The following is a 13,198-nucleotide window of genomic DNA, read 5'->3' on the forward strand; positions in this document are numbered from 1 at the left end:
TTCTGCGCCATCGCATCCGCGATCGAGGTCGGGATCAAATGGGTCAGGAATTTTTCAATGGAGAAGGCCGACACCGGCAGGCCGGTCGAGGCCGCCTTGTCCGGCAGCGTGCCGGGGAAATTGGCGCCGGGCTGCAGCAGGTTGACCATCAGCAGGCCGAGCAGCAGCGACACGAAGGAGGCGCTGACGAACCAGCCCATGGTCTTGGCGAAGATGCGCCCGAGCTTGGCGCCGGAGCCCATATGGGCGATGCCGCCGACCAGGGTGGCGAACACCAAAGGAGCAATGATCATCTTGATTAGGCGCAGGAACAGCATGGCGATCAGGTTGATGTCGTTGCCGAGTTCAACCCGGCTGTCCGGCATCCAATTGAAGATCAAGCTTCCCATCACGATGCCCAACACCATCGCGATCAGGATGTATTGCGTAAACCTGTTGGACATACTGTCTCCCCTCAGCACACTCCCCGGCTGGTCGAGTGTGGCAGATTTCGACAGGCGTGCAACATGCCGCACCCCAAGCGTGCAAATTTCCGTGGGCGTTTTTGCGTGGCGCAGCGCATAATGTAAGCAGACCGACGCCGTTACGCGATCAGTTGCACCGAGAACGACCAGTTCGGCCACGCGACGCAGTCAACCGATCTCTTCCGCAATGATCACGCGGCGACGGCCCTGCCCTGATGCGCCGACCACCATGCGACGATGGCGACCGTCAAATCATCCCAGATCGCGGTCGGAAGATCCGGAACGGCGATGCGAACGCTGTAGCGGTCGGTCGTGGCATTGTGAAACCATTCCGCCGCGGCAAAGTCGAAACCGAAGCTGCCTGCGTGCCGGATCGGCAAGCCCGCCTGGCTCAGGTCATGGCTCATCGCGGCCGCCGCCTGCCTCGCTGCGGCCTCATCCAACGGTGGCTCACCATCGAGGGTGACATAGAGCCCGTGCTCGAAATTGAGCTCCGCCGTAAGCTCGGGCAGCGCGGCGGCAAAATACCGCCGGGCGCGGCGAGTATTATATAAGATGGCCGCGATCCGCTTGTTTGTCAGCGCGCGATAACGCGCGATGCCGATATAGGGTGGGAAGTGCGCGGGCAGCGCCGCACCACCGAGCAACCGCACAGCATTCCGGATTTCGCACGGAAGGTCCTTAAGGCGAGATTGACCTCCAGCCGCTCCGTGCATCATCCAATCGACGAAGACCACGGAGCCCAGCCGGCCATACTCGGCCCCGAGTGAATCCAGCTTGTTGTGGCTGCGCACCATCACGACCGGCACGCCCCATCGGCGGGCGCATGCCAGCACGCGACGGATGCGACCCGAGCCGCCGGAGAAGCACGTCGTATCGAAGATCATGAGGTCGATGGCTGCACGGTCACAGCCGAGCGTGGCTTCGAATGCGGAGGCTGGTGCGCTGGAATCGAGCAGCAGGATGCGAAAAGAAGATGAAGGCTGCGCGATCGTCTCCGGCAGGGATCGCCGCAAGATTATGGGCTGCAGTTGGCGGGCATAGCTTTCGATCGATTCCAGCGTCTCGCCATAGGAGCCCGGCAGCAACAGGATCTCCGCCGTCCCGATCACGCGGGCGGAAGCCAGCAACAGCGCCGAAATCGCGGCCATGCCGGAGCTGGTATAGATCGTTTCGCCGGCGCCTTCTTCCAACGCGTAGAAGGAGGGACCATTCACGTCGAGATCGGCGCGCTGATAGTCGTAGCTGAATGTGAAGGGACCCGCATGGTGGGTCGCCGGATTGGTCCAGGCAGTTTCCGTCGCGGTCCAATCGTGGAGAGCATGGTCCCCCTTCAGCGCGGCCGTAAGCTGGAATTTCTGCCTGATGATATCAGCCACGGACCGTGGAGCGGTCAGCGGCGGCGGCTTTCGCAGGCAGCCGTGCAGCAGCCTGAGCTCCTCATGCTTCCGCGCCAGATATGCGTCCCAGGTTTCCATCCGGCTCTTCGCTGCTGCAGAACTTACCAACGCGGCCGGGCAGATTTGGCTCCACGGAGCTGCGATACGCTTGAAAGAACGGCGTCTTAGGCCTTATCGCGAGTCCCCAGGGTTTCGCCTTGCTAGCCGGCAGACAGGCTCGGGCAATGAATTAACTCGAAACCTGAGTTACCTGGCGGAACCTCTTCACGGCCATCACGACGAACCCGCATGCCGCGGTGCCCGGCCTCGGCTATGATGACAAGAGCTTCGTGCCGATAATGGTCATCGGACTTCGCGTTTTCGGCATCTTCACCCTGGTTCCGGTCCCTGGTCCGCCTCAGGACGCCACTTGGCGCCGTGCGAATCGGAAATGCTGCGCGGCGGTTTTTTGCGATCTTAGATTGTGGAAGTCATCGGCCGAAGCCGCGCGGCCCCGGTCACGATGATGAGGAGCATGCCATGCATCGTCTTGTGTTCGCTCTCGTGCTGATGCTGTCAGCGCCGGCTGTCACAGCTATGGCGGCGCGCGCTGCCGAGCGATGGGAGATCCTGCCGCCGACGCCGACACCGATCGCGGCGGATCGCAGCGGTGACGCTGCCGTCAACGGCATCAGCATCCACTATTGTGTCTACGGCAAGGGCACGCCGGTGATCCTGCTGCACGGCGGGCTCGCGAACTCGGACTACTGGGGACACCAGATTACGGCGCTCGCGCCCAATCACATGGTCATCGTGATGGACAGCCGCGGCCACGGCCGCAGCACCCGCGACGCGCGCGGCTTCGGCTATGATCTCATGGCCGACGATGTGGTCGCGCTGATGGATGTGCTCGGCGTCCGCAAGGCAGATATCGTCGGCTGGAGCGACGGCGGCATCATCGGCCTCGACCTCGCGCTGCGCCACAAGGATCGCGTCGGCAAGATCTTCGCGTTTGCCGCCAACAGCCTGACCTCCGGCGTCAAGGACGAGGTGGAAAAGAGTCCGACCTTCGCCGCTTATCTCGCGCGCGCCGGCCGCGAATATCAGGCTCATTCGTCGACGCCCGACACTTATGATGATTTCCTGGCGCAGATCAGCAAGATGTGGGCGGAGCAACCGAACTGGACGGACGGGCAGCTGCAATCGATCCAATCGCCGGTCTGGATCGTCGATGGCGACCATGACGAGGCGATCCGGCGCGAGCATACCGAATATCTCGCCGCCACCATCCCCCATGCCGGACTGCTGATCCTGCCGAACGCGAGCCATTTCGCCTTTCTGCAGGATCCTGACATGTTCAACCGCGCGATGCTCCGCTTCCTGGACGGGAAGTAGAGCACGTCACTCGACCAATTCGATTTCGTTCACCTCGCACCCATCGCGCAGTGCCTTACGCGTGGCGTCTTTCTCGAATGCGTACCAGCGATCCAGCACACGCCGGCGTTCGATCAACGCGCGGAACTTGCGATATCCGCCCTTCTTCCTCAAGAAGTCGCGGACATCGTCATAGTCGTCCGGCAGGAACTCGCGTACGAAGTCGAACACCAGCCGCTTGCCGAGATTGAGCTCGTATTGTTGGGAACCTGGATGTACTTCGTGTCATCCTCGATATCATCGGGAAGCTCGTCCTGGAGCTCCTCGAAATCCGGGAAGTCGGATCGCCAAAAGGTCTGCCCGGTCTGCCGGCAGAGGTAGACGATATTCTCCGCCTCCCTGAGATCGACGATTTCGAGTGCGTCCAGCAGCTTCGCAAAACTGACCGCCATGTGCCATTCCGCTGTCTCATTTGCCCGCGCGGCTCATTCTACAATGCCGCGCGGATGTGCAAAAGTCCTCAGGCCGCCGCACGCTGTCCAGGATTGGCGAGCCAATCCCGCGCCAGGTGGATATCAGCCTGCGAGAGCTGATGGCCGGCGGGCAGCGTCCTGTGCGTCACTTCGGCGCCCGCGCTCGACAGGTGCGCCGCGAGCCGCCCCGCATTGTCAGCGGGGACGACCGGGTCGGCCGCGCCCGACAGGATCAGCACCGGCGTGCGCTCCAGATCCGCCACCGGCGGCTGCGACAGCGGCACCATCGCCCGCAGCAGCACCGCGCCGGACAGCACGCCCGGCTGCAGAAGCAACAGTGCGGCTGCGATGTTGGCGCCATTGGAGAAGCCCACCGCGACCGGTGCCTTAAGCCGATAACGCTGTCGTGACTCCGCGACGAAATGGCCGAGTTCGGCCGCGCGGCGGCGCACATCGTCCTCGTCGAACACGCCCTCCGCGAGGCGGCGGAAGAAGCGCGGCGCGCCGTTCTCCAGCACGCGGCCGCGAGGCGACAGCAGTGCGGCACCCGGTGAGAGAGCGGCTCCGAGCGGCAACAGGTCGTTCTCGTCGCCGCCGGTGCCGTGGAGCAGCAACAACGGTGCTGCTCCCGGCTCGCTTCCAGGCTGGAAGCGGTGGATGAAGGAGTGACTCACGATGCAGTCTCCTCAAGGCTGGGCAATACGCCTTGGATTTGCGCGCGCTGCGGTTCGAGGAAGGCGGGCAGCTTCAGGCTCCGTCCGAGCTCGGCGACGGGCTCGTCGACGGCGAAGCCGGGGATGTCCGTCGCGATCTCGAACAACACGCCGCCGGGCTCGCGGAAGTAGATCGAGCGGAAGTAGTTGCGGTCACGCTGCTCGGTCGGATGCAAGCCGTGCTTTTCGACCAGCCGCTGCGCCATCGCGGCCTGTGCGGCGTCATCGACTGCACGGAAGGCGATGTGATGCACCGAACCCGCGCCCTGGCGGCCGCGCAAAAAGCCTTTGGCCTCGTAGATGTCGACCACGCTGCCCTCCGCGTCTCCCTCGGCCTTGAAGCGGATCACCGAACCCTCGCGGCCGACCTCCTTGAAGCCGAACACGTCGGTCAGCACGGCGGCGGTCCCGGCGGCATCATCGAGCAGCAGGGTCACGCCATGGAAGCCGCGGATCGCGTGCTCGGCCGGCACATCGCCGTTGCTCCAGCCCAGCTCGTTCTCCGCACCGGCGGTGCCGACAAGTGCCAGCGCCATGCCATCGCGATCGGTGAACGGCAGCACGGATTCGCCAAGACGCTTCTCCAGCGCCTCATAGGCGATCCCCTTTTCGGTGAAACGCTGCGTCCAGTAGCCGAGCGAGCGCAGCGGCACACGAAACGCGGTCTGGTGAGTCTCGCCGACGCCGCGGCGGCCAGCAGCAGCCCCCTCCCACGGGAAGAAGGTCAGGATGGTTCCGGGCCGGCCGGCCTCGTCGCCATAATAGAAATGATAGGTGCCGGGATCGTCGAAATTCACCGTCTTCTTGACGAAGCGCAGCCCGAGATCGCGGGTGTAGAAGCCGAAATTGCGGATCGCATCGCCGGCGATCGCCGTCACGTGATGAAGTCCAGCCATATGTCTCTCCGTTGTCAGAATGGCCTCTTTCCTGGCAGTCATATTGGCCTGCTTTGATTTGAGGACAATCCATGCTTTTGTGACGGGCCCGTCTACGATTTGGCGACAATCCCGGAGGGCGAGTTGGATAAGCTGGCGAGCCTTCGGGCCTTCGTAAAAGTGGTCGAAAGCGGCAGCTTCGCAGAGGCCGGGCGGCAGCTGCGGCTGTCGCGCTCCGCGATCTCGAAATACATCGGCGAGCTGGAGCAGAGCCTCGGAGTGCAGCTCATCGCCCGGACCACCCGACACGCCAGCCCGACCGAGAATGGTCAGCTGTATTATGAGCGCGCGCTGTCCATCCTTGCCGAAATCGAGGCCGCCGACCAGGCGGTGACGCAGTCGCTCGCCGCACCGCGAGGGCTGTTGCGCGTCAACGCACCGATGTCGTTCGGCACCATCCGGCTCGGACCGGTCATCGCGGATTTCATGACCCGCACGCCGGACCTGCAACTCCAGCTGGTGCTGAGCGACGACCTGCTCGACCCGGTGCAGGACGGCTTCGACGTGACCTTGCGGATCGCCGAGCTGGAATCCTCCAGCCTGGTGGCACGCCGGATCATGCCGATCGACCGCGTCATCTGCGCCGCGCCGGACTATCTCGCCGCCCACGGCACGCCCGAACATCCGGACGACCTGCGCAAGCATGCCTCGCTGACCTATGGCTTCCTGCTGACAGGCAATCAGTGGAAGCTCTCGGGCACCGACGGCGACCACTGGATCCAGCCGGTCTGGTCGCTGTGCGTCAACAATGCCGAAGTGCTGCGCGACGTTGCGATCAAGGGCAAAGGCGTGGCCCTGATCCCGCGCTTCATCGCGGAGCAGGCGCTGGATACCGGCGCGCTGCGCTCGATCCTGACCGATTATACCGCGCCGCCGCTCGCGCTCTACGCAATCTACCCGCCGACGCGTCATCTGTCTGTCAAAGTACGGTTCTTCATCGACTTTCTGGTCCAGCGGTTCGGGAAACGCGACGCTTAGTCCAACGACGAGACGTGGCTCAAGATTGGGACGGATGAGAGCAGCGGGGTTGGAGCGGCTGCAGCTGAAAGTGACGCAGTCCTGTTGAATTTGCGGCTCCAGAGTCTTATCCCACGGCCATGAACATCCAGATCGCCACCGCCGAGAAGCCGCAGAGCCCGTCTTTGAGTTCCTGGTCCCGGCAGCGGGCAAAACTCAAGCCGGCGCCGTTCCTGCCGATGAGCCGCGCCGAGATGGACGCGCTGGGCTGGGATGCCTGCGACATCGTGCTGGTGACCGGCGATGCCTATGTCGACCATCCTTCCTTTGGCATGGCGATCATCGGCCGGCTGCTGGAAGCGCAGGGGTTCCGGGTCGGCATCATTTCGCAGCCGGACTGGCAATCGGCCGAGCCGTTCAAGGCGCTGGGCAAGCCGCGCGTGTTCTTCGGCATCACCGGCGGCAACATGGATTCGATGGTCAACCGCTACACCGCGGATCGCCGAATTCGTAGCGACGACGCCTATACGGCAGGCGGCGAAGGCGGCAAGCGGCCGGACCGCTGCACCGTCGTCTATGCGCAGCGCTGCCGCGAGGCGTTCAAGGACGTGCCGATCGTGCTCGGCGGCATCGAGGCCTCGCTGCGCCGGATCGCGCATTTCGACTACTGGTCCGAGAAGGTGCGCCGCTCGATGTTGGCCGACGCCAAGGCCGACCTGCTGCTCTACGGCAATGCGGAGCGCGCGGTGGTCGAGGTGGCGCACCGGCTCGCGGACGGCGAGGCGCCGCGCGATCTCGATTCCATCCGCGGTGTCGCGCTGTTTCGCAAGGTGCCCGAGCACTACACCGAGCTGCGCGCCGACGATCTGGACTCCGCCGACGAAGGCGCGGGTCGCCAGCCCGGCGACGTCGTGATCCGGCTTCCGGCCTTTGAGCAGGTCGAGCAAGACAAGGAGGCCTATGCGCGAGCGTCGCGCGTGCTGCACCGGGAGAGCAATCCCGGCAATGCGCGGGCGCTGGTGCAGCGCCATGGCGACCGCGACCTGTGGCTGAACCCGCCGCCGATCCCGCTCACCATGGACGAGATGGATTCGGTCTACGACCTGCCCTACGCTCGCGCGCCGCATCCCTCCTATGGCGACGCCAAGATCCCGGCGTGGGAGATGATCAAGTTCTCGGTGACGATCATGCGCGGCTGCTTCGGCGGCTGCACATTTTGTTCGATCACAGAACACGAAGGCCGCGTCATCCAGAGCCGCTCGGAAGGCTCGATCCTGCGCGAGATCGAGCGCATCCGCGACAAGACGCCTGGCTTCACCGGCGTGATTTCCGACATCGGCGGGCCCACCGCCAACATGTACCGGATGGCCTGCAAGGACCCGAAGGTCGAGGCGGCCTGCCGCAGGCCGTCCTGCGTCTATCCGGAGATCTGCCCGAACCTCAACACCTCACATGACGATCTCATCCGGCTCTATCGCAAGGTGCGCGAGGTGCAGGGCGTCAAGAAGGTGATGGTCGCCTCCGGCGTGCGTTACGACCTGGCGGTGGAGAGCCCGGCCTATATCAAGGAGCTCGTCTCCCATCACGTCGGCGGTTATCTGAAAATCGCGCCCGAACATACCGAGCGCGGCCCGCTCGACAAGATGATGAAGCCCGGCATCGGAGCCTATAACCGCTTCAAGCAGATGTTCGAGGCGGCAGCGAAGGAGGCCGGCAAGAAGTACTATTTGATTCCGTATTTCATCGCCGCGCATCCGGGCACGACCGACGAGGACATGATGAACCTGGCGCTGTGGCTGAAGCGCAACCGCTACCGCGCCGACCAGGTACAGACCTTCCTGCCCTCGCCGATGGCGACAGCCACCGCGATGTATCACACCGGCGTCAATCCGCTGCGCGGCGTCCGCCACGGCGGCAGCGAGACGGTCGAGGCGATCAGAGGCCTGCGGCAGCGCCGGCTGCACAAGGCGTTCCTGCGCTATCACGATCCGGACAATTGGCCGGTGCTGCGCGAGGCGCTGAAGGAGATGGGACGCCGCGACCTGATCGGCTCGGGTCCCGACCAGCTGGTGCCTGCGCATCAGCCGCCCGGCACCGGCAAGGCCGCTGGCACGCCGCGGCCCGCCCAGCGCGCCGGCCGGATGCAGCGCTTCACCACCAAGGGCGTGCCGATCCGGAAGTGACGCGGACGTCACGCGAATCCTGCGCCGTCGTCCCCGCGAACGCCGGGACCCATACCGCGTGATGGCTCTTTGAGGCACGGAGCAAGTCGAATCTTTCTCGTAACAAACGTCGGCCGGTGGTTATGGGTCCCGGCGCGAGGCCGGGACGACACTGAGGCCGGGACGACACTGAGTTTGCTGCATGATCTTTCCAAACAAATTTGCTCCGGATTCGCGCATCTAGCGTTTCGTGCCTCGCTCCATCTCAAGCTCGGCTTTGAGGCTGTCGATGTCGCGGTAGATCGAGGCGACCGCGAGCACGCGCCCGCCGCGCTTGTAGCGCAGCACGCAATCCCTGCCCTTGATGTCGCCATCGACGGCGATCTCGTCCCATTTTTCGGCGTGCCCGACATAGTTGATCGGCACGTCGTAATGCTGGCTCCAGAAGAACGGCACCGCATCGAAGGGCTGGCTCACGCCCATCATGTTGCGTGCCGCAGCCTGGCCCTGCCGCTCCGCGACCACCCAATGCTCGACGCGGATGCTCTCCCCGGAATATCGATCGGGCCAGCGCGCGATATCCCCCGCGGCGAAGATGCCCGGCATGCTGGTCTCGAGATTGGCGTCGACGATGACGCCGCGGTCGACCTTGAGCCCGGCCTGCTCCGCGAGCGCGAGCCGCGGCTTGACGCCAACGCCGATCACGACGAGATCGGCCTCAAGCGTGCTGCCGCCCTTGAGGCTGACCTTGTTGCCAACGATCGCCGTCACGCCATCCTGCAAATGAAAGACGACGCCATGTTCTTCGTGTAGTTCACGCACGAAGTCGCCCATGGCGGGGCCCAGAATGCGCTCCATCGGCCGCTGCTCCGGCGCCACCACATGCACCTCGATGTCCCGTTCACGCAGCGCGGCGGCAACTTCAAGCCCGATGAAGCTCGCACCGATCACGACGGCACGTTTTGCTTTTTCGGCGCCGGCGATGATCGCGCGGCAATCGGCCAAGGTGCGCAGCAGATGAACATGCGGCTGGTCGGCACCCGGGATTTGCAGCTTCACCGGCTCGGCGCCGGTCGCGAGGAGGAGCCGGTCGAACGGCATGGTCTGGCCGCTGCCGAGCACGACATGCCGCGCTTTCCCATCGATGGACGCGACCTCGGTGCTCAAGCGAAGATCGATCTTCGACTCCGGATAGAACTCATCCGGACGCAGCGGCACCCAGTCCTCCGGCGCCTTGCCGGCGAGGTAGTCCTTGGAGAGGTTCGGCCGATCCACTGGCGCGGCATCGTCGGTGCTCAGCATTGTGATCTCGCCGTCATAGCCGTCGCGGCGCAGCATCTCCGCGGCCGCAAAGCCTGCGGCACCGCCGCCGACGATGACGATGCGTCGCGGTGCGTTCACGGGCGCCGTCTTGCGCGGGCCTTGCTGTTCGCGCTTGCGCCGTACAGCGATGCGGCCGGCGTCCTGCTCCACCTGCCAGACCGACAGGGCCGAGAGCGCCGGTGCCCGTGTGGCCTCGCCGGTCGTCAGGTCGAAACAGGCGTGATGCCAGGGGCAGCGGATGCTGTTGCCGACGACGATCCCCTCGGCCAGCGGGCCGTGATAATGGCTGCAGAAGGCGTCGATCGCAAAAACATCGGACCCAACACGCACCAGCAGCACGGCGTCCTTGTCGACATGGCCGAGCAGCATGTCGTTCTTGAAGTCGTTAGGTGATACGCCAAGCGTGAGATCCGGACCTTCCGGCTTGCTGTCGTTGTCGGACATCGTGGGTGTCTCCCTTCGCTTTTTGCTCGAGCTTTGGCAGAGCGGAACTGCCTCGCCACCAAACTAGGATCTGGTGATCGATTCCCGATTCAAAAGGCATGGCGGCACATACCGGCCGAAATTTGCGGACGCACAGGCGCGGTGCGGCGGCGCAATCCATGCCCGGGCTGTGCAGTTCGTCCGCTCGAAATAACGATAGGGGGGAGGGAATGCCGGGTGAACACCTCACCCGTGGCTCCGCCTGATCGATGCTAGCAGATCAGAGGGTTTCCATGCTGGCTTAATCGGCGATCATCTGCTGAAGTCGTGGTGGCGTTCGACCGTCGACTGACTAATCGAGCTTGGAAGAATGACCGACACGACCGCAGCCAGGTGTTACGCACTTGGACGTGAGCGCTAACGAGCGACCACATTTTCGGAGCGCGCTTGCCCAGGCGCCGGATTTCGAGGCGCCAGACTTCGAAGCTGCTGTCACGCACACTGTCGCATTCACGAGACTTCGGCAGCTTCCTCGTACAGGTCGAACCAAGATTGACTCCGCGCGCTACCTGCGATTGATACCGCGCGGGGACTTTTGGAATTGTTGGGGGCATCATGCGTGGCCGTGTGCGGATTCTTGCTGTGGCTGCGTGCCTGGCCGGGTCCGCATCGGGGCCGATGGGCGGCGCGGCGCTGACGGAGAGCGTCAAGCCGACTGGATCGCGTCTGGTGATCTACCGCGTGTCGGCGCTGGGATTTGCAATCCAACCAAATTACTCGGTCGACAGACGGGTGGTCGGCGGCAGCCAGCCCGGCGGCTTCGTGACCTGCGATCTGCTGCCGGGCCGCCATGAGGTCGCCGTCTCCAACCTGCCGTTGAGCACCAATCTGTTCGGGTGTGGCAGCGAGAAGGTGAGCGTCGAGCTGCGCGCCGGCGGCACCACCTATCTCTCCGCCGAACCGCAGATGGGCTCATGACCCCCGGTCAGATCACCCTGACCGAAGTGACGGACAACCAAGGCCGTACCGACGTCGCCAACCTGCATCAGGCCAGCGGCGCCTGTGGCAAGGGATGAGCGGCTACCCGGCAACGGGCTCGCCGCAATCCCAACCGCGCCACCATGCCTCGACTGGTGAGCCTGAGGCGTCGGCTTCCGCCAGGGCGACCCGCAGGAACCGGTGAGTTCGTCAACAGTTTCCATATGCATCGCCTTCAGAGGGGCAAGCTGTCCGGTTGGCTCATCACGAGCCTGCAGGGCGCCGGATGGCCAACCCTCATCGGATGAGTGACGTCCTTCGCTTTGCCAGGGCGTCATCGCAGGAGCGGGATCAAATGACTCAATTCAACGACGATGACGTGCGCCGGCGTGCGTTTCACCTTTGGGAAGAAGCAGGCAGGCCGGCCAACAAGATGGACGATTATTGGTACGAGGCGGAGCGACAGCTTCAAGAAGAGCGGATCGAGCACGAGCTGAAAACACCGGATAATCTTTAGGCCTGATCGATCGCAGCCGACGCGGCCGCGCAAGGGCGAGCGTCGACCTGCGCCGGCGCCATCGCCTAGCTTTTCTTTCCGCCGAGCCGCAGACGGCATCGTGACCACTCCGTCCGTGCCCGTCATGGCCGACCTGCGGAAAATCCGGTGCATTGATTGCCGACTGGACGAGCAGAGGCTAAACCCGAGCCGGTGGCAGGGGAAAAGTACATGCACGCTCCGGTTGGAGGTCCGAAATCGAGTGCCGCACTGGGACCCGTATCTCTTCAAGGTTGTCATGCAGCATTACTGGGAGCTGACCCCGCCGCGCATTTCGACGCAGCTCGACCAGCACGCGCTTGCCGTCGACAACGCATTTCGAAGCGAGCTGAAGCCGAACGAACCTTTCGAATACCAGAACCTGTACGACTTCTTCTGTAACGCAGAAGGTTGCCTGATCTATCTCGACGGCAACCGGCGCGAAGGCCTGCTGAGCTTCGATAATGCCCACTTGCGGCCCCGCGCCTCCTTCTACCTCGCTGAGCACCTTCTGACGCCCTTGATCCTGCGCGACTGGCCGGAGGAACGGAGCAGCGCTCACCGCTGAAACGGCGGATAGCGCATCGCGCCCGTTGCAGCGCAGCATGGACTCGGAACGATAATCGCGGTCGTCAGTTGTCCCGCATGCCTCAGGTTGAAATCGCTAAGCCGCTCTCCCGAGCGATGAAGATCTATCGCCGCATGGCCAGACACGATCTGGACCAGAGCATGCGGCGCGATCTGGCGCGGCACATCCGCGGCCTGGCCGCACAAGGCATGCAGGATCCCGGCCGCCTCACGGTCTGTGGCCTCAGCTATCTGCGCGAACTGGAACGACAGCGGGCGTCTGAACGATCCTGATTGCAGAGCGGGCGTGCGCTCGCTCATCGCGCTTCACACTGGTTGATGTGCTGACGTCTGGCAGTTCGCCGCACATGAGGAAGCATCCCGCGGCGCCGTTCAAAATCGATCCTCCATTCGTCAAGGCATTCAAGCGCGCCTTGAAGCAATACGGCGCAGACAAGATGGATGAGGCATTCTCATCGGCGCGAACAGAGGACTTTCTGGACCTCATCGAGAAGCAGCTTCCTTCCACCGCCGTGAGCACGGGATGAATACCTGCAGCATCTCGCTGTCGAATGCGCGCGCGCCGCCTGACAATTCCGAAAATCGACCGCATCTGATCCGGATGTTGCCGCGATCTCATCCAACTATCGGCCAATGCTGCTGCCGATATTCCCTCGGCACGCCAAAGTGGCGGAGGGGGAAATGGGATGTCGGGGCGCCACCATTGGACGATGCGACGGCTCGTCGTGGCCATGCTCATGCTCATTCTGCGGCAGCAGCACGTCGGCCGGGCTTGAATGCGTTTGCGCGGCTGCCCCGGCAGGTCGATCCGGCGCCGCCATCGGCACCCCCGCCGCCGGTCGAGATCGCAACGTCACAGCCGGCCGACTCGACCGCGGACCGAACGCCTGCGGC

General features: G+C 63.9%; 13 protein-coding genes. 7 read left to right on the forward strand and 6 right to left on the reverse strand.

Annotated features, from left to right (window positions below; translation table 11 throughout):
• Nucleotides 1–443, reverse strand: a 443-nt coding sequence (locus tag WA702_RS25665; protein WP_425113343.1) for a dicarboxylate/amino acid:cation symporter, incomplete at its 3' end; no start/stop codon positions are given.
• 212 nt (nt 444–655) lie between these two features.
• A complete protein-coding gene (locus tag WA702_RS25670) occupies nt 656–1,942 on the reverse strand; it encodes a hypothetical protein (protein ID WP_425113344.1) in 1,287 nt (428 codons plus the stop codon).
• A 441-nt stretch (nt 1,943–2,383) separates the two neighbouring features.
• Between WA702_RS25670 and WA702_RS25675 the strand changes: the two genes are divergently transcribed.
• Nucleotides 2,384–3,238: an alpha/beta fold hydrolase gene (locus WA702_RS25675; protein ID WP_425113345.1), complete on the forward strand. Its 855-nt coding sequence runs from the start codon at nt 2,384–2,386 to the stop codon at nt 3,236–3,238.
• 149 nt (nt 3,239–3,387) lie between these two features.
• Here WA702_RS25675 and WA702_RS25680 read toward each other — a convergent pair whose 3' ends face one another.
• From WA702_RS25680 to WA702_RS25690, 3 genes are all read right to left on the reverse strand, one after another.
• Nucleotides 3,388–3,669 carry a hypothetical protein gene (locus tag WA702_RS25680; RefSeq protein ID WP_425113346.1) on the reverse strand — a complete coding sequence of 94 codons (282 nt, stop codon included), beginning with the start codon at nt 3,667–3,669 and terminating at the stop codon, nt 3,388–3,390.
• Nucleotides 3,670–3,737: 68 nt separating this feature from the next.
• The gene (locus tag WA702_RS25685; RefSeq protein WP_425113355.1) at nt 3,738–4,367 is read right to left on the reverse strand and encodes an alpha/beta hydrolase; all 630 of its coding nucleotides are present in this window, start codon (nt 4,365–4,367) and stop codon (nt 3,738–3,740) included.
• Complete coding sequence (locus WA702_RS25690; protein ID WP_425113347.1) at nt 4,361–5,299, reverse strand: ring-cleaving dioxygenase; 939 nt, start codon at nt 5,297–5,299, stop codon at nt 4,361–4,363. The genes WA702_RS25685 and WA702_RS25690 overlap by 7 nt, the downstream gene beginning before the upstream one ends.
• A gap of 123 nt (nt 5,300–5,422) precedes the next feature.
• On the opposite strand from WA702_RS25690, the gene WA702_RS25695 reads away from it, so the two are divergent.
• Both WA702_RS25695 and WA702_RS25700 read left to right on the forward strand, forming a co-directional pair.
• Entirely contained in the window at nt 5,423–6,316 is an 894-nt protein-coding gene (locus WA702_RS25695; RefSeq protein WP_425113348.1) for a LysR substrate-binding domain-containing protein, read from the forward strand.
• 119 nt (nt 6,317–6,435) lie between these two features.
• Nucleotides 6,436–8,478 (forward strand): YgiQ family radical SAM protein, encoded by a 2,043-nt coding sequence (locus WA702_RS25700; protein WP_425113349.1) that lies wholly within the window; start codon nt 6,436–6,438, stop codon nt 8,476–8,478.
• 219 nt (nt 8,479–8,697) lie between these two features.
• On the opposite strand, the gene WA702_RS25705 is transcribed toward WA702_RS25700, so the two are convergent.
• On the reverse strand, nt 8,698–10,224 hold the full coding sequence (locus WA702_RS25705; RefSeq protein WP_425113350.1) for an FAD-dependent oxidoreductase: 1,527 nt from the start codon (nt 10,222–10,224) through the stop codon (nt 8,698–8,700).
• Between the two features lie 621 nt (nt 10,225–10,845).
• Between WA702_RS25705 and WA702_RS25710 the strand changes: the two genes are divergently transcribed.
• The 4 genes from WA702_RS25710 (at nt 10,846) to WA702_RS25725 (ending at nt 12,577) form a co-directional block, all read left to right on the forward strand.
• Nucleotides 10,846–11,181, forward strand: a complete 336-nt coding sequence (locus WA702_RS25710) for a hypothetical protein (protein ID WP_425113351.1) — start codon at nt 10,846–10,848, stop codon at nt 11,179–11,181.
• Between the two features lie 355 nt (nt 11,182–11,536).
• Nucleotides 11,537–11,698, forward strand: coding sequence for a DUF2934 domain-containing protein (locus WA702_RS25715; RefSeq protein WP_425113352.1), 162 nt, complete (start codon nt 11,537–11,539; stop codon nt 11,696–11,698).
• Between the two features lie 241 nt (nt 11,699–11,939).
• Nucleotides 11,940–12,284, forward strand: a complete 345-nt coding sequence (locus WA702_RS25720) for a hypothetical protein (RefSeq protein ID WP_425113353.1) — start codon at nt 11,940–11,942, stop codon at nt 12,282–12,284.
• 116 nt (nt 12,285–12,400) lie between these two features.
• The gene (locus WA702_RS25725) at nt 12,401–12,577 is read left to right on the forward strand and encodes a hypothetical protein (RefSeq protein WP_425113354.1); all 177 of its coding nucleotides are present in this window, start codon (nt 12,401–12,403) and stop codon (nt 12,575–12,577) included.
• The last annotated feature ends 621 nt before the right edge of the window (nt 12,578–13,198 follow it).

It is taken from the genome of Bradyrhizobium sp. (assembly GCF_049798375.1).
Classification (GTDB): Bacteria; Pseudomonadota; Alphaproteobacteria; order Rhizobiales; family Xanthobacteraceae; genus Bradyrhizobium.